Raw genomic sequence first — 17,945 nt, forward strand, 5'->3', positions numbered from 1 at the left:
CGGGCCGACCGGGATCAGGCCTGGCCCGCCTCCCGCATCTGCCGGAGTTCCTTCTTCATCTCCGACACCTCGTCGCGCAGCCGGGCCGCGATCTCGAACTGCAGGTCGGCGGCGGCCGCGCGCATGCGCTCGGTCATCTCGTCGATCTGCTCGGCCAGTTCGGCGGCGGGCCGGTCGGTGGGGACGGTCTGGGCGCCCTTCTTGCCCTTCGCCTTGCCCTTGGCGGGCGCGGCGGCCTTGCCCGCCTTGGCCGCCTCGCCGCCGAGCGAGGGCACCGGTGCCTTACCGGCCTTCGCCTTGCGGTAGTCGGAGCCGAGGAGCTGCTCGGTGTCGACTTCCTCGCGGGCGATCTGCGACACGATGTCGTTGATCTTCTTGCGGAGGGGCTGTGGATCGATGCCCTTCTCCTTGTTGTACGCGATCTGCTTCTCGCGGCGCCGGTTGGTCTCGTCGATGGCCTTCTCCATCGCCGGAGTGATCTTGTCGGCGTACATGTGGACCTGGCCGGACACGTTGCGCGCCGCGCGGCCGATGGTCTGGATCAGGGAGGTGCCGGAGCGCAGGAAGCCCTCCTTGTCGGCGTCGAGGATCGCCACGAGGGAGACCTCGGGGAGGTCGAGTCCCTCACGGAGGAGGTTGATGCCGACCAGGACGTCGTACTCACCGGCGCGCAGTTCGCGCAGGAGCTCCACGCGGCGCAGGGTGTCGACGTCGCTGTGCAGGTAGCGGACCTGGATGCCGAGCTCCAGGAAGTAGTCCGTGAGGTCCTCGGCCATCTTCTTGGTGAGGGTGGTGACCAGGACGCGCTCGTCCTTCTCGGTGCGCGTGCGGATCTCGTGCACGAGGTCGTCGATCTGGCCCTCGGTGGGCTTGACGACGACCTCGGGGTCGACGAGGCCGGTGGGGCGGATGATCTGCTCGACGAAGCCGTCGCCGCGCGAGAGCTCGTACTTCCCCGGGGTCGCCGAGAGGTAGACCGTCTGCCCGATGCGGCCGAGGAACTCCTCCCACTTCAGGGGGCGGTTGTCCAGCGCGGAGGGCAGCCGGAAGCCGTGGTCGACGAGGGTGCGCTTGCGGGAGGCGTCGCCCTCGTACATCGCGCCGATCTGCGGGACCGTGACGTGCGACTCGTCGAGGACCAGGAGGAAGTCCTCCGGGAAGTAGTCGAGGAGGGTGTTGGGGGCGGTGCCGGGGGCGCGGTCGTCGAAGTGCATCGAGTAGTTCTCGACGCCGGAGCAGGAGCCGATCTGGCGGAGCATCTCCAGGTCGTACGTGGTGCGCATGCGCAGGCGCTGGGCCTCCAGCATCTTGCCCTGCTTCTCCAGCTCGGCGAGGCGCTCGGTGAGCTCCTTCTCGATGCCGGTGACGGCCTTCTCCAGGCGCTCGGGACCCGCTACGTAGTGCGAGGCCGGGAAGACGTACAGGTGGTCGTCGTCGCTGATGACCTCGCCGGTGAGCGGGTGCAGGGTGGAGAGGGCCTCGATCTCGTCGCCGAACATCTCGATGCGCACGGCCAGCTCTTCGTAGACCGGGAAGATCTCGATGGTGTCGCCGCGGACGCGGAAGGTGCCGCGCGTGAACGCCAGGTCGTTGCGCGTGTACTGGATGTCGACGAAGCGGCGCAGGAGCTGGTCGCGGTCGATCTCCTCGCCGACCTTGAGGGGGACCATGCGGTCCACGTACTCCTGCGGGGTGCCGAGGCCGTAGATGCAGGAGACGGAGGCGACCACGACCACGTCGCGGCGGGTCAGCAGCGAGTTCGTGGCGGAGTGGCGCAGGCGCTCCACCTCCTCGTTGATCGAGGAGTCCTTCTCGATGTACGTGTCCGACTGCGGAACGTACGCCTCCGGCTGGTAGTAGTCGTAGTACGAGACGAAGTACTCGACGGCGTTGTTCGGCAGGAGCTCACGGAACTCGTTCGCCAGCTGGGCGGCCAGTGTCTTGTTCGGCGCCATCACGAGGGTGGGGCGCTGGAGCTTCTCGATCATCCACGCGGTGGTGGCGGACTTGCCGGTGCCGGTCGCGCCGAGCAGGACGACATCCTTCTCACCCGCGCGGATGCGCCGCTCGAGGTCGGCGATGGCGGTCGGCTGGTCGCCGCTGGGCTGGTACGGACTGACGACCTCGAAAGGTGCCACCGTGCGTTCGATCTTGGATACGGGCCGCATGGAATCAACCGTACGACTCCGCACTGACAACGGGGCGGGACCGGCCGTCCGGCGGCGCCCCGGTTCGGTCCCGCGGGGCGCCGCCGGGTGCGGCCGACCTCACCAGTTCTGCGGGGTGCGGGAGCCGGGGCGGGTGCGGGAGCGCGGCCGGGTCCTGCGGCGGGAGACGGGCACGTGCCGGTCGCCGGAGCGCGGGACGGGGTAGGCCTGCCGGGTGCGGTTGCCGTTCGCGGGGTTCCTGACGTCCGCCTGGCCGCCCATCACCATGAGCGGGTCGAACATCACGATGACCCCGGCGAGGAGCAGGAAGGCGAGCGGGCCGATCATCATGGGCGCGAGGATCTCCGCGGGCGAGTCACCGGGCGGGGCGGCGCCCGAGCCGTGCAGATGGACGCTGAGGCCCGCCATGCCCATGTAGTGCATGCCGCTCACGGCCAGTCCCATGACGAGGCTGGCGCCGAGGCTCCACAGGATCCCCCTGACCTGCCCGGCCGCCCAGAGCGCGGCGGTCGCGGCGACCATGGCGATCACCACGGACGCGGCGACGGTCAGCGTGTTGTACTCCAGCGTCCCGCGAAGACGCATACCGGCCATTCCCAGGTAGTGCATCGTGGCGACGCCGAGTCCGGTGATCGTCCCGCCGGTGAAGAGGGCGGTGCCCGTCGCGCCGCGGTAGCCGACGATGAAGATCCCGATGCCGACCATGACGATGGCGACGGCGAGACTCGCGAAGGTCAGCGGCTTGTCGTAGTGGATCGGGGCTTCCTCGACGGTGAAGCCCATCATGGCTATGAAGTGCATGGTCCAGATCCCGGAGCCGATCGCGGCCGAGCCGAGTGCCAGCCAGCCGGGCCGCCAGGAGTGCTCCACGAGCAGCGATCTGGTCGTGCAGCGCAGCCCGAGCGCCCCTCCCAGACACGCCATGAGGTAGGCCACCACCGGCGTGACGACTCCGTAGCTGAACCCGTCGACCGTGCCCTGCATGCCCGGTAGCCCTTCCGCCTGTCGTGAACAAATGCCCTGAATACGCTCCATGCACCCCCGTCCGGCGGCCATCTGAAAGGCCGTCGGCTGAGGCTGAGAGTAAAGCTCAGCCCGGAACGTACGAACGATTTTCCGGCAAAGAATCGCCATCCCCACGCGCGGGGTCCTTGTCTTTGACGACTCCGTTCAACCTGTGGCCATCCTGCACCTGTCTCCCGTTGGCCGTGGACTGTCACTCTCAAGCCGTCCGCGATCACACGACGCGAGGAGTACCCGTGTACGCACGTGCTGCCGCCACCACCGCTGCCCTCCTGGGAGCCGGTGCACTCGTCCTCCCCACCGCCACCGCCTCCGCGCAGACCCCGGCGCCGGGCACCGTCAAACACGACCAGCCGCTGGTCGTCGCGCACCGCGGCGCCTCGGCCTACGCCCCGGAGAACACCATCGCGGCCATCGACAAGGCCCGCGACATGGGGTTCCGCTGGGTCGAGAACGACGTCCAGCGCACCAAGGACGGCGAGCTGGTGATCATGCACGACGACACCCTGAAGCGGACGACCAACGTCGAGGAGCTCTACCCCGACCGCGCCCCCTGGAAGGTCAAGGACTTCACTGCGGCCGAGATAGCCAAGCTCGACGCGGGCAGCTGGTTCAGCGAGAAGTACGCGGGTCAGCGCGTGCCCACCCTGAAGCAGTACATGCGGCGGGTCTCCCACAACCACCAGAAGCTGGTCTTCGAGTTCAAGAAGCCCGAGCTGTACCCCGGCATCGAGAAGCAGGGCCTGCGGATCCTGCGCAACGAGGGCTGGCTCGACAAGCACCACGTGAAGAGCAAGCTGGTGATCCAGAGCTTCAGCGCGGACAGTGTGAAGACGGTGCACAAGCTGCGGCCCGACGTGAAGACCGGTTTCCTCGGCACCCACTCGGTCGCCGACCTCCCCGCGTACGCGCGCTTCGCCGACCAGATCAACTCGACGCACACGTCCATCTCGGCCGCGTACGTCTCCGCGATCCACGCGCTCAGGGGCCCGCACGGCAAGCCGCTGGAGATCTTCACGTGGACCGTGAACGACGCCCCGAACGCCAAGCGGGCCGCGGGCTTCGGCGTGGACGGGATCATCACCAACACGCCGGACGTCGTGCGCAAGGCGCTGCGCGACGGCTGACCGCGCCGGCCGCCGGCGGCTGACGGCGACTGACGGCGTTGTCAGTGGGCGGTCGTACGGTGTCGTCATGAACCCCACCGCGCAGGACGGGCGCACGGCCGCCGTGTGGGCCGTCGTCGACAGCGACATCGGCCCGCTGCTGCTCGTCGCGACCGACGACGGACTGGTCACCGTGGGCTTCCACGCCACGGAGGCGGTGCGCGACAAGACCCTGGACCGGCTCGGCTCCCGCCTGGGCGCCGAGCCGGTCCACGCGCCGGACTCACCCCTGCTCGCCGGGCCGAAGGCGCAGCTCCGGGAGTACTTCGCGGGCGAGCGGCACGACTTCGAGCTGCCGCTCGACTGGTCCCTGGTCACCGGCTTCAACCGCCAGGTGCTGCGCGAACTCGCGGCAGGCGTGCCGTACGGAGCGGTGGTGGGCTACGGAGACCTCGCCCGCCGCGTCGGCAGTCCGGGCGCGGCCCAGGCCGTGGGCCTCGCGATGGGCGCCAACCCGCTGCCGGTCGTGGTGCCGTGCCACCGCGTGGTGGAGAGCGACGGCGGAATCGGCGGCTTCGGGGGCGGCCTGGAGACCAAGCGGCAACTGCTCGCCCTGGAGGGGGTGCTTCCCCAGCCGCTGTTCTGACGGAACCCTGTCCGATCTGACGTAGCCCCGTCCGATCTGACGTAACCCTGTCCGACAATTCCCTGTTCCGGGCGTGCGGGCGCCCTGGCACACTGCGTCAGTGACTTCGACCGTCGACGCCCCTGACATACCCGGCCCGGAGGCGCTCGCCGCCCTGCGACGCCGCACGAACGCGGTACTGATCGCCAGCCAGATCCTGGGCGGCCTGGGCGTGCCCATCGGCATCGCCCTGGCCCCGATGCTGGCCACGGACGTGAGCGGGACGGAGGCGCTGTCCGGGCTCGCGCCGACGGCCTCCGTGGCGGGCACCGCCCTCCTCTCGCTGCCGCTCGCCGCGCTGATGAACGCGCGCGGGCGGCGCGCCGGGCTCGTCCTCGCCTACGTGATCGGCGCGCTGGGCGCGGGGCTCGTCGTGCTCGCGTCGGTCGCCGAGAGCTTCGCGCTGCTGCTGCTCGGCATGGCGGCCTTCGGCGCGGGTTCGCTGGCGACGCTGCAGGCACGGTTCGCCGCGGCCGACCTCGTGGAGCCCGACCGGCGCGGGCGCGCCATCTCCCACGTCATCTGGGCCACGACGGTCGGCTCCGTCCTCGGGCCGAACATCTCCGCGCCCGCGAGCCGGGTCTTCACCGACACCTCGATCCCCGAGGAGGCGGGGCCCTTCCTCTTCGCCGCCGGGATCTTCGCGGCCGCCGCCGTGGTGGTGGCGGTGCTGCTGCGGCCCGATCCGCTGCTCACGGCCCGCGCGCTGGCGCCGCAGGAGAGCGGGACCCCGCAGAGCCGCTCGCTGAAGGCCGGCATCGCGGCGGTGGCCGCCTCGCCGATGGCGCGTCTCGCCCTCGTGACGGTGGCGGTCTCGCACACCGTGATGGTCTCGATCATGGTGATGACCCCGGTCGACCTCGGGCACCACGGGGCGAGCCTGCAACTGGTCGGTCTGGTCATCAGCGGCCACATCGCGGGCATGTACGCGTTCTCGCCGGTGATGGGGTGGCTCGCCGACCGGTTCGGCAGGCTCTCCGTGATCGGGCTCGCGGTGGGGCTGTTGTGCTGCGCCGCGCTGCTCGCCGGCACGGCGGGGCCCAGCCATGGCCAGACCGCCGCCGGGCTCTTCCTGCTGGGTCTCGGCTGGTCCGCGGGGCTGGTCTCCGGCTCGGCGCTGCTCACCGACTCGGTGCCGCAGCCCGCGCGGGCGGCCGTGCAGGGGCTCTCGGACCTGACGATGAACGCGGCGGCGGGCATCGGCGGCGCCGCCGCGGGACTGATCGTCGCGCGCGCCAGTTACGGCTGGCTCAACCTGGTGGGCGTCTGCCTGCTGCTGCCGATGGCCGCGCTCGCCGTGCGCAGGTCCCTCAAGAAGGCGTGAGGGGCCATGGCGTACGCCGCGTCACGGAAGCGTGATGTGGTACGCCTTGCGCAGCGTCTCGTGCACCGTCCAGGTCGTGCGGTCGCCCTCGCGCAGCACGGCGGCGTCGCCCGGACCGATCTCCAGGGTGTCGCCGCCCTCGACCGCGACAGTGGCGCGGCCACTGACGACCACGAAGAGTTCGTTGGCCTCGGTGTCGGTGACCACGCCCGGCGTGATCTGCCAGATGCCGCGCAGCTGCTTGCCGTCGGCGGACTCCCAGAGCACCTTGCCGGTGACGACCGGGTCCCCGGAGACGATCTGCGCCGGATCGAGGGGCTCGACCTCCAGCTCAACGTCCGGAATGTGCACGGCAAAAGACGAAACAGTCTGATCATTTGTGGTCATGGCCGGTCACCCTAGCCCGGGGCCGGGAGGCCCCTCGGCAGCGGGGGTTTGACGGGAGGCGCCGCCCGCCAGGGATCAGAGGGAGACCCGACAGGCAGGAGGCAGGCCCGTGCTGGTGGTGTCCGAAGAGGTGCGGACGGCGGTCGCGGAGCGCCGTCCCGTGGTGGCCCTGGAGTCCACGATCATCGCGCACGGCCTGCCGCGGCCGCGCAATCTCCAGGTGGCCGAGGAGCTCGAAGCGGTCGTCCGGGACGAGGGCGCCGTACCCGCGACGATCGCCGTACTGGACGGCGTCCCGCGCGTGGGCCTGACCAAGGACCAGTTGCAACGCGTCGCGAACGACGAGGACATCCGCAAGCTGGGCCATCGCGATCTGCCCCTCGCCGTCGCGACGGCCGCGAGCGGGGCCACCACGGTGTCGGCGACGGCGCTGCTCGCCGCGCGCGCGGGCGTGCGGGTGTTCGCCACGGGCGGGCTCGGCGGGGTGCACCGACAGTGGACGCAGTCCCAGGACGAGTCGGCGGATCTGGGGCTGCTGGCCCGCACGAGGATCGCGGTGGTGTGCGCGGGCGTGAAGTCGATCCTGGACGTCGGGGCGACGCTGGAACGCCTTGAGACGCTGGGCGTCGCCGTCGCGGGGTACGGGACCGACCGCTTCCCCGGCTTCTATCTCGCCGACTCAGGGCATCCGGTGGACTGGACGCTGCGCACGCCCGGCGAGGTCGCCGAGGTGATACGGGCCCAGGACGCGCTCGGCGGCCCCGACTCGGCGCTCGTCGTGGCCAACCCGGTGCCGCGCGCCGCGCAGTTGGATCCAGCACTCCACGCGCGCGTGCTCGCCGAGGCGCTGGCGGCGTGCGAGGAGCGGGGCATCACGGGGCAGGCGATCACGCCGTTCCTGCTGGGGGAGTTGGTGCGGCGCACCGGGGGCGCGTCGCTGGAGGCCAACCTCGCCGCGGTCCGCGGCAACGTGCGGCTCGCGGGGCGGGTGGCGGCGGCCTGGGCGGCGCGTTGAGGGCAGGGGACGCCACCGCGGGTCCGGGCGCGCTGCTGGTCGTCGGGGACGTCGTCACCGACATCGTGGCCCGGCACCGTACCCCGCTCGCGCCGGGCACCGACACGGTCGCGGCCATCCGTACCGTGCCGGGTGGGGCGGGCGCCAACGTGGCGTGCTGGGCCGCGTATCGGGGCTGTCCCGACGTACGGCTCGTCGGCCGGGTCGGCGCCGACTCGGCGGCATGGCACGAAACGGCTCTCACGCGCGCGGGGGTACGGTCCCGGCTCGTCGTCGACGCGCAGGCGCCGACGGGGGCGGTGATCTGTCTGGTGGACGGGAGCGCCGCGGCGGAGCGGACGTTCCTCACGGACAGCGGTGCCGCGCTGCGCCTCTCCCCCGCCGACTGGTCGCCCCGGGACCTCGACGGCGTGGCCCTGCTGCACCTCTCCGGCCATCTGTTCTTCGCGGAGCCGGGCCGGGCGGCCGCCCGCGCGGCGCTGTCGGCGGCCCACGCGCGTGGCGTGCCGGTGAGCGTGGATCCCGCGTCGGCGGGGTTCCTCGCGGAGACGGGCCCGGAACGGTTCTTGTCGGCGGTGGACGGGGTGGCGGTCCTGCTCCCCAGCCGGGACGAGGCGGAACTGCTCACCGGCCTGCCCGACCCGGCGGACGCGGCATCGAAGCTGAGCCACCGCTTCCCGGCCGTGGTCGTCAAACTGGGCGCGGAGGGAGCCCTGGTGGCCCGGAACGGCGAGGTGCTGCACCGCGTCCCCGCTCCCCCTGTCCGGGCCCGCGACACGACGGGGGCGGGCGATGCCTTCACCGGCGCGTTCCTGGCGGCACGTCTGGCCGGGGCGGGTCTGGGCGAGGCGGTGGCGGAGGGATGCGACGCGGGGGCCCGAGCGGTGCGGCTGACCGGCGGCAGACCCCCGGACCGGGCGTCGGGAACGTAGCCCCCGCACCGCCCCGAGGGGCTCCCCTCTCCGCGCCCTTACGCCTTCCTGCCCCAGGCCGAGACCAGCGGCGCCGTCGCCAGGTCCAAGGTGCCTGTCGCCACCGTCGACACGTGGTGATCGATGTCCTCGGGTGAGGCCAGGCCCGCCGCGGTGAGGTCCGCGCGCAGGTCCTGGAGCGTCGCCGTCTCCAGGGCCGCGGCAGCCGGGGAGGCGAGGGGGAAGTAGACGTCGGACGCCACCTGGCGCAGGCCCGCGTCGCGCAGGAGACGCGGCAGCCGGCGTCCGTACGCGAGGTCCGTGCCCCGCTCCGTGAGCAGTGCGTGCACCCCGTGGCGCAGCCGGTTCGCCGCCTCCTGGGCGGGACCGTACTCGTCGGGGCAGGCCAGCGGCTGGAGCGCGAAGTCGGGCTCCTCGACGAGGAGCCTGCCGCCGGGGCGCAGCGCCCTGAGCATCGACGCCAGCGCCCGTTCCCGGTCGGACACGTCGGCGAGGACGAGCCGCGCGTGCACGAGGTCGAAGCCGCCGGCGGGTGGCGGGTCCGCCGCGATGTCGTGGATCCGCACCTCCAGGGGCGAGCGCGCGGCACGCGTCTGCCAGGAGATGTCGATGTCGGTGGCGAGGACCCGTCCCGTGGGCCCGACCCGCTTGGCGAGCCAGGAGATCACGGACGTGCCGCCCGCTCCGACCTCCCAACAGCGCCAGCCCGGCCCGATGCCGAGGCGTTCCATGTGGCCGAAGGTCGTGGCGTCGAAGAGCGCGGCGAAGGCGTCCGAGCACGACCGCGCCCCGGACGATCGGGAGTCCAGGAGTTGACGGTGGTCGGAGAGGGCACGGGGACCTGAGTACTGCCGGGGGTCGAGGAGATGACCGTCGATTCGCGTCATGTCGCAAATCATCCCAGTTGTCCCGCTTGCCCTCGGGAGGCAGAACCGGACAATCCGGAACGGAGTCATCCGTTCCCCCAGGCCTTGGCGTGCCGTCGGACCGTACTGGCAGACTGGCACGCCAATCGTCGGTGCGAGGAGCCCACATGTCGATGGCAGGCAATCTGCGCAAGGTGACCAGCCTGCGCAAGGTCGGCGGCCTGCGCGGGGTCGGCGGCCTCCGGAAGGTCGCGCGGCTGGCCCGCCGCGGCGCACGTGTCGATCTGAGCCACCCGGCCCGCTCCCCGCTGGGCTCGTCCGTGGTGAACTGCGTGACGTACCGGGAGGGGGTGCGCCAGCCGCCCGGACGCGACCTGGTCGAGTCGGTGGAGCGCATCCGCAAGACCGGCGACGGCTTCGTCTGGCTGGGGCTGCACGAGCCGACGGAGGACGAGTTCGCCGACATCGCCGACCTCTTCGGCCTGCACCCCCTCGCCGTCGAGGACGCCGTCCACGCCCACCAGCGCCCGAAGGTGGAGCGGTACGACCAGACGCTGTTCGCCGTCTTCAAGACGGTCTGCTACGTGGAGCACACCGAACTGACCGCGACCAGCGAGGTGGTGGACACCGGCGAGATCATGGTCTTCGTCGGCCGGGACTTCGTCATCACGGTCCGGCACGGCAGGCACGGCTCGCTCGGACCGATGCGCGAGGAGCTGGAGTCCTCGCCCGAGCAGCTCGCCCAGGGCCCGGCCGCGGTGCTGCACGCCCTCGCGGACCACGTCGTGGACGGCTACCTCGCGGCGACGGACGCCGTGCAGGCGGACATCGACCAGGTCGAGACCGACGTGTTCGCACCGGACGGCGCCCGGACCGACCCCGGCCGCATCTACCAGCTCAAGCGCGAACTCCTCGAACTGAAGCGGGCGGTGGTGCCGCTCGGCCGCCCGCTCCAGATCCTCGCCACCCAGCCGATGCGCGTCATCGCCCCGGAGATACAGGCGTACTTCCGGGACGTCGACGACCACCTGAAGCGGGCCACCGAACAGATCGCCGCCTTCGACGAGTTGCTGAACTCGATCCTCCAGGCCCATCTGGCCCAGGTGACGGTCGCGCAGAACGAGGACATGCGGAAGATCACGGCATGGGCGGCGGTCATCGCGGTGCCGACCATGGTGTGCGGCATGTACGGCATGAACTTCGACCACATGCCGGAGCTGCACTGGCGGTTCGGCTATCCGCTGGCGATGTCCCTGATCACCGTGGCCTGTGTGGCGCTGTACCGGGGCTTCCGGAGGAACGGCTGGCTCTGAGGCGGACCTCCCGCCCCCTCATGAGAGTCGCCGCTCACCCCTTGGCGTACACGCTCTCGACCCAGCCCGCGAGCTGGTCGTCGGTGAGGTGAACGGCCAGGTCGGCCTCGCTGATCATGCCGACGAGCCGCTTGTTCTCGATCACCGGCAGTCGGCGGATCCGGTGGCCCTGCATCTCCCGCAGGACCTCGCCGACATCGGCGCCCGCGTCGATCCAGCGCGGGGTGCCCTTGGCCATCTCGCCCGCGGTGGTCCGGGACGGGTCGTGGCCCTTGGCCACACAGCCGACGACGATGTCGCGGTCGGTGAGGATGCCGCAGAGCCGTTCGTTCTCGTCGCTGATGGGCAGGGCGCCCACGTCGAGTTCGCTCATCAGCTGTGCGGCGCGGTCCAGGGTCTCGTGTTCGGGGATCCACCGGGCGCCCCGGTGCATGATGTCTCCGGCGGTGGTCATCTCTACCTCCCGTTGCCGGGCAGTGTCCGGTACGGCGACGCGAGGGCTCGCCTGGTCCCGGCCCCGTCCATTGTCCCGGTGGCCGGAAGGTCACGCATCCGGAGTCCCGCTCTCATCCCCGCCACGCCGGGTGCCGCGGGTCGTCCGCGCGGACGACCACATCCGCCGTCGCCGCGGGGTCGACCTCCGACTCGTACCGCTCGAACGCGGGGAGTTTCCACCGCTCGCCCTCCGGCGTGCGCCGCGCCAGGGCGCCCGGCGAGAGCCGCACGTGCAGGGTCAGGTCGAACGGGAACCAGTGGCCGAGGAGCAGCGGGCCGTGCAGCAACAGCACGCCGCCCGGCGGCAGCTCCAGGTACGGGCTGCGGGTCGCCCGGTCCGCCACCGGGTCCCACAGGTCGGGCAGGACCCGCCCCGAGCCGCCGGGGTCCAGCGGCCCGAAGACCTCGCGCCACAGCGCGCCGGTGTCGAACCAGCCGCTGTAGTAGGCCTCCACGTCCTCGTGGCCGTACTCGAACCGCAGCGACGCGGGCCGCAGGAAGCCCTCCGTGCCGACCACCAGGGCGCTCCGCCCGCGCAGCCGCAGGGCATCGGCCACCCGGTGCGCCAGTTCGCCGGTGCCGCCCGCGCCGTCGGCCGGCGCCCCGTCGACGGCGACGCGCGGCCAGGAGCCCCCGTCGGCCGTCTTCAGGCCGAGCAGGCGGTCGGCCAGCGTGTCGGCCAGTCGTTCCCAGGTGATCGGTTCGAGTCGCACGGGCCCATGATGCCGCGCGGTGACGGCGGCGCGGCTTCGCGGGGAGCGGTGCCGGGGATGAACAGGACATGGCGAGCCCACCCGGTCGTTCCGTCGCCCCACGCGACCCCGCCGCCCCACGCGACGCCGCCGCCGCGCCCGACTCCGCCGGTCCCCTGGTGGTCCAGCCCTTGAAGCGGCGGCGCTGCGCGGAGTGCGGCGCAGGGCCGCTCGCGATGCTCGCCCTGGAGGGCGGCGAACCGCGCTGCCTGGACTGTGCCGACCTCGGGCACCTCGTGTATCTGCCGCGTGGCGACACCGCGCTGACCCGGCGGGCCCGCGAGGACAGCGGGCTCTCGGCGGTCGTGGTCCGCTTCCACCGGCGCCGCGGCCGGCACGAGCGGCAGGGCGTCCTCGTCGAGGAGGCCGCGCTGGCCCGTGCCGAGCGGCGCTGTCTCGCGGACGCGGAGGCACGGGCGCGCCGCCGGGCCAGGGACGCGGCGCGCCGGGCCGCGGAGGACGTCCGGTTCACTGAGGCGTTCGCCGCGGAGATCCACCGGCTCTTCCCCGGCTGCCCCCTGGACCGCGCCCACGCCATCGCCGCGCACGCGTCGGTGCGGGGCAGTGGCCGGGTAGGGCGCAGCGCGGCGGGGCGGGCCCTGTCGAAGGGAGCGGTGACGGCGGCCGTCGTGGCGGCGGTACGCCACACGGCGACGCCCTACGACCAGTTGCTGATGAGCGGAGTGCCTCGCGGGCAGGCGCGGCGACGGATCGCCGCGGCGGTCGAGTCGACCCTGCGCGCCTGGCGCGAGCCGTGAGACGCGCACCGTCGTCCCGGACCGTGCGAGACGACGGCGCATGCGGCCGCGAGCGTCGCGTATGGCCTCCGTGGCCCCGCGGCAATTGACTTGTGGTGGCGGGGTGAAGCCTGCAGGATCACTCGCCCCGCCCACCACCCGCCGCAACCGCCCAAGGCTCACGGGAGTTGTCATGATCGCCGGACCGTACTTCGTGCTCACCGTGCTCGGGGCGCTCGCCTGCGGCCTCGCCGCCGGAGTCTTCGCCGCGTTCTCGACCTTCGTGATGCGGGGTCTCGCCGCGCTGCCCCCGGCCCAGGGCATCGCCGCGATGAACCGCATCAACGTCGCCGCGGTCGCCCCCGCCTTCATGGCCGTGTTCCTCGGCGCGACCGGGCTCTGTGCGGTGCTTGCCGTCGTGACCTTCGTTCTCTGGCCCGAGGAGGGCACCGTCGAGCTGCTGCTCGGCAGCGCGCTCCACGTCGTCGGCTCGTTCGGGGTGACCGTCGTGGCGAACGTTCCCCGCAACGACGCCCTCGCGAAGGTGGACCCGGACAGCGCGGAGGGCGCCGCGTACTGGCGCACGTACGTCCGTGAGTGGACCCTGTGGAACCACGTCCGCACCGGCGCCTCGCTCGCCGCGACGGCGGCCTTCATCCTCGCGCTGACCTGACCCGGCCGGTGACCGGAATACCGGAAGAACGGGCCCCTCAGGGCTTCCGCGCCACCGCCCCGTACCCCGGCGTGGGACCCTCCTCCGACTCCGGTGTCCACTCGCCCAGTTCCGGCTTCCAGCGGTCGAGCACCGACACGCCGGGCATCACCAGCTCGTAACCCTCGAAGAAGCGTTCCACCTCGGCCTGCGTGCGCAGTGCCAGCGTCATGCCGCGTGCCTTGTAGAGCTCGCCGGCCTGCTTCGCCGTCTCCGGGGTGAAGTCGGACGTGCCGTGCGACAGCATCAGGTGGCTGCCGGCGGGCAGCGCCCGCATCAGCCGGTCCACCAGGTCGTACGCGCCGTCCTCGTCCGCGATGAAGTGCAGCAGCGCGACCAGGCACAGGGCCACGGGCCGTTCGAGGTCCAGGACCTTCGAGGCCTCGTCCAGGATCCTCTCCGGCTCACGGAAGTCCGCCTGGATGTACTCGGTGACGCCCTGCGGCGTCGAGCGCAGCAACGCCTCCGCGTGGGCGAGGACGATGGGATCGTTGTCGCAGTAGACGATCCGGGACTCGGGGGCGATCCCCTGGGCGATCTGGTGGAGGTTCGGCTCGGTCGGTATGCCGGTGCCGATGTCCAGGAACTGCCGTACCCCCTGGGAGGCGAGCCAGCGCGTGGCTCGCTGCATGAACGCGCGGTTGGCGCGCGCCGTCGTCAGGACCCGTCCGTCCATCGCGACGAGCTGCCGCCCCATCTCCTCGTCCACGGGGTAGTTGTCCTTGCCCCCGAGGAACCAGTCGTACATCCGTGCGGGGTGCGGCTTGCTGGTGTCGATGTACGACGAGTCGGTCATGCGAACTCCAAGCGGCGGCGAGGGGGACGGACGGACGGCGGTCAGGACAGCAGGAAGTCCGCCTCGCCGGCCTTCGCGCCCTGGATGAACGCGTTGATCTCCCCGTGGGTGTAGATGAGCGCGGGACCGTCGGGGTCGGCGGACTGGCGCACGGCGACGCGCCCGTCGTCGAGCTTCATGGCTTCCAGGCAGTTGCCGCCGTTGCCGCCGCTCCAGGGCTTGTGCCAGCCCTCGGTGCCCAGGTCTCGGGCGGGCATGCCGTTGTAGATCCGGGACTCCCTGATCTCACTGCGCGAGTCGTCGCGGGCCCCGGGTGAACGCGGACCGGCAGGGCGCGTTCCGGATCGGTGTCGGTCCATGTCACAGCTCCTTGCGGAGGTCCCGGAGGAGCTCCTTCGTGCGTTGTGCGGTGGCGGCCTGCGCCGCCATGCGGTCCATGACCTCCAGGTGGGTGGCCACCTCGGTCCGCGCGTCGAGGTAGACGGCGCCGGTCAGGTACTCGCTGTAGACCATGTCGGGCAGTTCCGCCATGGCGAAGCGGAAGAGCACGAACGGTCCGAACGTGCCGGGGTGCGGGCCCGCCGCGAAGGTCGCGACCTGCAGGGTGACATGGGGCAGTTCGGCGGCTTCGAGGAGCCGGTCGATCTGGTCCCGCATCAGGTCCGCGTCGCCGACGGGCCTGCGCAGCGCGGTCTCGTCCATCACCACCCACAGGCGGGGTGCGTCCTCACGGGTGAGCAGCGCCTGACGCTCCATCCGGAGTGCCACGTACCGCTCGATGTCCGCGGGCCGGGTCTGGCCGATGGCGCCGGAGCGCATCACCGCGCGCGCGTACTCCTCGGTCTGCAGGAGCCCCGGCACGAAGTGGGGTTCGTACGACCTGATGAGGCTCGCGGCCCCCTCCAGGCTGACGTACATGCTGAACCAGTTCGGCAGGATGTCGTGGAACCGCTGCCACCAGCCGGGCTTGTTGGCCTCCTCGGCGAGCATGACGAAGGCGTCGGCCTCGTCGTCGGCGACCCCGTACGACTTCAGGAGCAGCTGGAGGTACGGGATCTTCAGCGCGACCTCGGCCGTCTCCATCCGCCGGACGGTGGCGGGGGCGACGCGCAGGATCTTCGCCGCCTCCTCGCGTTTGAGACCGGCGCCTTCGCGCAGGTCCTGCAGGCGACGACCGAGAACGACCTGGCCGACGGTCGGCGCGGACCGCGGTTCGCTCACGTCTCCTACCTCCACCTGACTCCGCGTTGCCTCAACTCACACCGCACCGCGAGCTGTAGCGAGCAGTGTGCCATGTGCCGTCTCGGAGGAACACGCCACTGTGCACTTTTCAGAGTGGGTCTTGCCAAGGTGTTCTGGGCGGGGCGATAGTGGAGAGCGTGACTCCGCCCGCGCCGTTACGAACCGAAGCCACCGAAGGCCGTCCTGGCGTTCTCGCCGAGGCGTCGCCCGAGGGCGCCGAGGTCTGCGTCAGTTTCGCCCTCGCACCTCGTCCGGGCTCCGTCGCACAGGCCAGACGCCTGATGCGGACGCAGCTGGACGGGTGGGCGGTGCGCGACGACGACGCCTGCGACGCGGCGGCACTCGTTCTCTCCGAACTGGTCACCAATGCCGTGGTGCACACCGCGAGCCGGCGGATCATCTGCGAGCTCTGCGCGGATTCGGAGAAGCTGCGAATAGCCGTACGTGACGAAGGCTGCGGTTCAGGGATGCCGCGCCCGGTGCACAGGGGGGCCGACGATGAGCACGGGAGGGGATTGCTTCTCGTCGACGCGGTGAGCAGCGCGTGGGGCGTCCACGAAGCGGGGCCCGATATCGGGCGCACGGTGTGGGCGGAGTTGCGGCGGACGGCGCCGTCGGTGACGACGACAGCGGCGGCGTACGCGTAGAGGCACGGAACGGAACGATCGAGCGTGGCAGTGACTGCGAGGGCAGTGGCACGGGCGGGGGGCATGTGAGCGCGGGTACGGTGCGGCCGTTGGACTTGAACACCTTGGTCCGTCTGTCGCGACGGCGGCAGCGTGCCGGTGGACCACCGGCACCGCGGCCCCTGCGGCTCGACCTGCCCGAGGGGATGACCGAGCCGCTCGGCCGCGACGCGGTGGCGGTGCCCGCGGCGCTGGGCCCCGGCCTGATGTCCCGGCTGGCCCGGGTGGGGTGTGTGTACGAGGACGGGGCGCGGTGGTGGTGGATCGTTCCCGCGGACTCCGACGTGGCGATGGAGTGGCCCGCGCCGGTCGCGTACTCGGCGGGGGCGGTGGTGCGGGACGCGGACTGCCGTCCGGTGCTGATCAACCGTCCTGCGGACGACGTCCCCTATACGCCGCCGATTCCGTTGTACCTGGAGCTGTGCCGGGTGACGGGGACGGTGCCGGGGTGGTCTCGGGCCCTGACCGCGTGAGCGCGTAGCGTTCCGCTGGGCCCGGGTTCCGGGTTGGTCCGGTGCTTCGTCTGCGGGCGGGTGGGGGCTGGTCGCGCAGTTCCCCGCGCCCGCGTCCGAGGATGCCCGTGTCCGTGTCAGGCGGCCGTTGCCATCGCCTCGGACTCCTCCGTCACGCGCACGATCACCAGGAAGGCGTCCGACGCGAGGTCCATGACGACCTCGGCGGGCTGGCCCTCCTGCCGTCGGTTTCGCGCGAACTCCTCCGCGGGCCATGAGCCTCGCGGTCCGCCCGCGGGAAAACGTTCCAGTACCACTCGTCCGTTCATCATGATCCCTGTCCCCCGTCGTCGTTCCTTCGCGCGCGCTGTCGTTGCGTGCGCCGTATCGAAGAGAACGCGCGGGACGGTCCCATGGATGCGCGACGTGACGGAATCGAGACGGAGTCGGGGCATTTCCCAGGGTTCTCCCCGGGACCGCCTCCGGGTTCTGCCGGAACCTTCCCGGCTCTTCGCTCAGTCGTCGTACTCGTCGTGGTACCGGACCCGTGCGCTGCCCGCCGGCGCCCCGAACACCGACGCGCGCCCCGCGGGCTGTTCCCACTCCTCCTGCCGGCCGAGCGCGGTGAGGTCGAGGAGGCTCGTGGTGGAGCCGATGCCGTCCAGGCCGCGGGCGAACGTGGCATACGTGTGGAAGATCCGGTCGCCGTACCTCAGGAAACAGTTGATCGCGGGCACGTCGTGCGGCTCCTCGGCCGAGGACGCCAGGAAGTCGTAGTTGAAGTCACCGCCGTTCGTCGAGAACCAGGGCACGGTCCAGCCCATCCGCGCCTTGAACGTCAGCAGCTTGGTGAACGGCGCGCGGGACACGGCCACGAAGTTCGTGTTGCGGGCCCGCAGGTGCGCGAGGTGCCCGATCTGGTCGAGGAACCCTGAGCAGCTGCGGCAGCCCGCGTCCCATTCCGGGGCGAACATGAAGTGGTAGACGATCAGTTGGTCCCTGCCGTCGAACAGGTCGAGCAGGGTGGCCTTCCCGTCGTATCCGTCGAAGTAGTACTCCTTGTCGACCTCGACCATCGGCAGCCCCCGCCGCTCCGCGTTGAGCGCGTCGCGCGCGCGGGTGGCGGCCTTCTCCTTGGCCAGCAGCTCCTCACGCGCGATGAGCCACTCCTCGCGCGTGACGATCTCCGGAAGTCCCATGGTGTGTCTCCTCCACCCGTCGGGCGCGTACGTCTGCGATACGGCTTCGATACGG

Annotated in this window: 21 protein-coding genes; 10 read left to right on the plus strand and 11 right to left on the minus strand. The window is 71.6% G+C overall.

Annotated features, from left to right (window positions below; all coding sequences use genetic code 11):
* Positions 1 to 14 precede the first annotated feature (14 nt).
* Positions 15 to 2,168 (minus strand): excinuclease ABC subunit UvrB, encoded by a 2,154-nt coding sequence (uvrB, locus tag DEJ47_RS08745; protein ID WP_150166559.1) that lies wholly within the window; start codon positions 2,166 to 2,168, stop codon positions 15 to 17.
* Between the two features lie 99 nt (positions 2,169 to 2,267).
* Positions 2,268 to 3,152, minus strand: a complete 885-nt coding sequence (locus tag DEJ47_RS08750; RefSeq protein WP_150166561.1) for an MHYT domain-containing protein — start codon at positions 3,150 to 3,152, stop codon at positions 2,268 to 2,270.
* Between the two features lie 275 nt (positions 3,153 to 3,427).
* On the opposite strand from DEJ47_RS08750, the gene DEJ47_RS08755 reads away from it, so the two are divergent.
* The 3 genes from DEJ47_RS08755 to DEJ47_RS08765 all read left to right on the plus strand — a co-directional run bounded on the left by DEJ47_RS08755 (position 3,428) and on the right by DEJ47_RS08765 (position 6,306).
* Positions 3,428 to 4,318, plus strand: coding sequence for a glycerophosphodiester phosphodiesterase (locus DEJ47_RS08755; RefSeq protein ID WP_150166563.1), 891 nt, complete (start codon positions 3,428 to 3,430; stop codon positions 4,316 to 4,318).
* Positions 4,319 to 4,385: 67 nt separating this feature from the next.
* Positions 4,386 to 4,943: a methylated-DNA--[protein]-cysteine S-methyltransferase gene (locus tag DEJ47_RS08760; RefSeq protein WP_150166565.1), complete on the plus strand. Its 558-nt coding sequence runs from the start codon at positions 4,386 to 4,388 to the stop codon at positions 4,941 to 4,943.
* A 100-nt stretch (positions 4,944 to 5,043) separates the two neighbouring features.
* Positions 5,044 to 6,306 carry an MFS transporter gene (locus tag DEJ47_RS08765; RefSeq protein WP_150166567.1) on the plus strand — a complete coding sequence of 421 codons (1,263 nt, stop codon included), beginning with the start codon at positions 5,044 to 5,046 and terminating at the stop codon, positions 6,304 to 6,306.
* A gap of 21 nt (positions 6,307 to 6,327) precedes the next feature.
* Here DEJ47_RS08765 and DEJ47_RS08770 read toward each other — a convergent pair whose 3' ends face one another.
* Positions 6,328 to 6,693, minus strand: a complete 366-nt coding sequence (locus DEJ47_RS08770; protein ID WP_150166569.1) for a cupin domain-containing protein — start codon at positions 6,691 to 6,693, stop codon at positions 6,328 to 6,330.
* 109 nt (positions 6,694 to 6,802) lie between these two features.
* Here DEJ47_RS08770 and DEJ47_RS08775 point away from each other — a divergent pair, with 109 nt between their 5' ends.
* Together DEJ47_RS08775 and DEJ47_RS08780 are read left to right on the plus strand one after the other, a co-directional pair.
* Entirely contained in the window at positions 6,803 to 7,708 is a 906-nt protein-coding gene (locus tag DEJ47_RS08775) for a pseudouridine-5'-phosphate glycosidase (RefSeq protein ID WP_150166571.1), read from the plus strand.
* Positions 7,705 to 8,640 carry a carbohydrate kinase family protein gene (locus DEJ47_RS08780; RefSeq protein WP_150166573.1) on the plus strand — a complete coding sequence of 312 codons (936 nt, stop codon included), beginning with the start codon at positions 7,705 to 7,707 and terminating at the stop codon, positions 8,638 to 8,640. The genes DEJ47_RS08775 and DEJ47_RS08780 overlap by 4 nt, the downstream gene beginning before the upstream one ends.
* Positions 8,641 to 8,678: 38 nt before the next feature.
* Here the strand turns inward: DEJ47_RS08780 and DEJ47_RS08785 are convergent, their stop codons facing one another.
* On the minus strand, positions 8,679 to 9,527 hold the full coding sequence (locus DEJ47_RS08785) for a methyltransferase domain-containing protein (RefSeq protein WP_150166575.1): 849 nt from the start codon (positions 9,525 to 9,527) through the stop codon (positions 8,679 to 8,681).
* 146 nt (positions 9,528 to 9,673) lie between these two features.
* Between DEJ47_RS08785 and DEJ47_RS08790 the strand changes: the two genes are divergently transcribed.
* Positions 9,674 to 10,819: a magnesium and cobalt transport protein CorA gene (locus DEJ47_RS08790; protein ID WP_150166577.1), complete on the plus strand. Its 1,146-nt coding sequence runs from the start codon at positions 9,674 to 9,676 to the stop codon at positions 10,817 to 10,819.
* A 34-nt stretch (positions 10,820 to 10,853) separates the two neighbouring features.
* On the opposite strand, the gene DEJ47_RS08795 is transcribed toward DEJ47_RS08790, so the two are convergent.
* Positions 10,854 to 11,273 (minus strand): CBS domain-containing protein, encoded by a 420-nt coding sequence (locus tag DEJ47_RS08795; RefSeq protein WP_150166579.1) that lies wholly within the window; start codon positions 11,271 to 11,273, stop codon positions 10,854 to 10,856.
* A gap of 112 nt (positions 11,274 to 11,385) precedes the next feature.
* Entirely contained in the window at positions 11,386 to 12,027 is a 642-nt protein-coding gene (locus DEJ47_RS08800; RefSeq protein ID WP_150166581.1) for a uridine kinase, read from the minus strand.
* A gap of 68 nt (positions 12,028 to 12,095) precedes the next feature.
* On the opposite strand from DEJ47_RS08800, the gene DEJ47_RS08805 reads away from it, so the two are divergent.
* Both DEJ47_RS08805 and DEJ47_RS08810 read left to right on the plus strand, forming a co-directional pair.
* The gene (locus tag DEJ47_RS08805) at positions 12,096 to 12,824 is read left to right on the plus strand and encodes a DUF2293 domain-containing protein (RefSeq protein ID WP_150166583.1); all 729 of its coding nucleotides are present in this window, start codon (positions 12,096 to 12,098) and stop codon (positions 12,822 to 12,824) included.
* Between the two features lie 172 nt (positions 12,825 to 12,996).
* On the plus strand, positions 12,997 to 13,476 hold the full coding sequence (locus tag DEJ47_RS08810; RefSeq protein ID WP_150166585.1) for a DUF1772 domain-containing protein: 480 nt from the start codon (positions 12,997 to 12,999) through the stop codon (positions 13,474 to 13,476).
* Between the two features lie 37 nt (positions 13,477 to 13,513).
* Here DEJ47_RS08810 and DEJ47_RS08815 read toward each other — a convergent pair whose 3' ends face one another.
* The 3 genes from DEJ47_RS08815 to DEJ47_RS08825 form a co-directional block, all read right to left on the minus strand.
* Positions 13,514 to 14,311 (minus strand): SAM-dependent methyltransferase, encoded by a 798-nt coding sequence (locus DEJ47_RS08815; RefSeq protein WP_150166588.1) that lies wholly within the window; start codon positions 14,309 to 14,311, stop codon positions 13,514 to 13,516.
* A 41-nt stretch (positions 14,312 to 14,352) separates the two neighbouring features.
* Positions 14,353 to 14,568: a DUF397 domain-containing protein gene (locus tag DEJ47_RS08820; RefSeq protein ID WP_223828681.1), complete on the minus strand. Its 216-nt coding sequence runs from the start codon at positions 14,566 to 14,568 to the stop codon at positions 14,353 to 14,355.
* Positions 14,569 to 14,671: 103 nt separating this feature from the next.
* On the minus strand, positions 14,672 to 15,532 hold the full coding sequence (locus DEJ47_RS08825) for a helix-turn-helix domain-containing protein (protein WP_150166592.1): 861 nt from the start codon (positions 15,530 to 15,532) through the stop codon (positions 14,672 to 14,674).
* 158 nt (positions 15,533 to 15,690) lie between these two features.
* Between DEJ47_RS08825 and DEJ47_RS08830 the strand changes: the two genes are divergently transcribed.
* Both DEJ47_RS08830 and DEJ47_RS08835 read left to right on the plus strand, forming a co-directional pair.
* Complete coding sequence (locus DEJ47_RS08830) at positions 15,691 to 16,200, plus strand: ATP-binding protein (RefSeq protein WP_223828280.1); 510 nt, start codon at positions 15,691 to 15,693, stop codon at positions 16,198 to 16,200.
* Positions 16,201 to 16,289: 89 nt separating this feature from the next.
* A complete protein-coding gene (locus DEJ47_RS08835; RefSeq protein ID WP_202456562.1) occupies positions 16,290 to 16,712 on the plus strand; it encodes a hypothetical protein in 423 nt (140 codons plus the stop codon).
* A 116-nt stretch (positions 16,713 to 16,828) separates the two neighbouring features.
* On the opposite strand, the gene DEJ47_RS08840 is transcribed toward DEJ47_RS08835, so the two are convergent.
* On the minus strand, positions 16,829 to 17,020 hold the full coding sequence (locus DEJ47_RS08840; protein WP_150175510.1) for a hypothetical protein: 192 nt from the start codon (positions 17,018 to 17,020) through the stop codon (positions 16,829 to 16,831).
* A 186-nt stretch (positions 17,021 to 17,206) separates the two neighbouring features.
* Positions 17,207 to 17,890, minus strand: coding sequence for a DUF899 domain-containing protein (locus DEJ47_RS08845; RefSeq protein WP_150166596.1), 684 nt, complete (start codon positions 17,888 to 17,890; stop codon positions 17,207 to 17,209).
* Between the last annotated feature and the right edge of the window lie 55 nt (positions 17,891 to 17,945).

Source organism: Streptomyces venezuelae, from assembly GCF_008642355.1.
GTDB lineage: Bacteria > Actinomycetota > Actinomycetes > Streptomycetales > Streptomycetaceae > Streptomyces > Streptomyces venezuelae_B.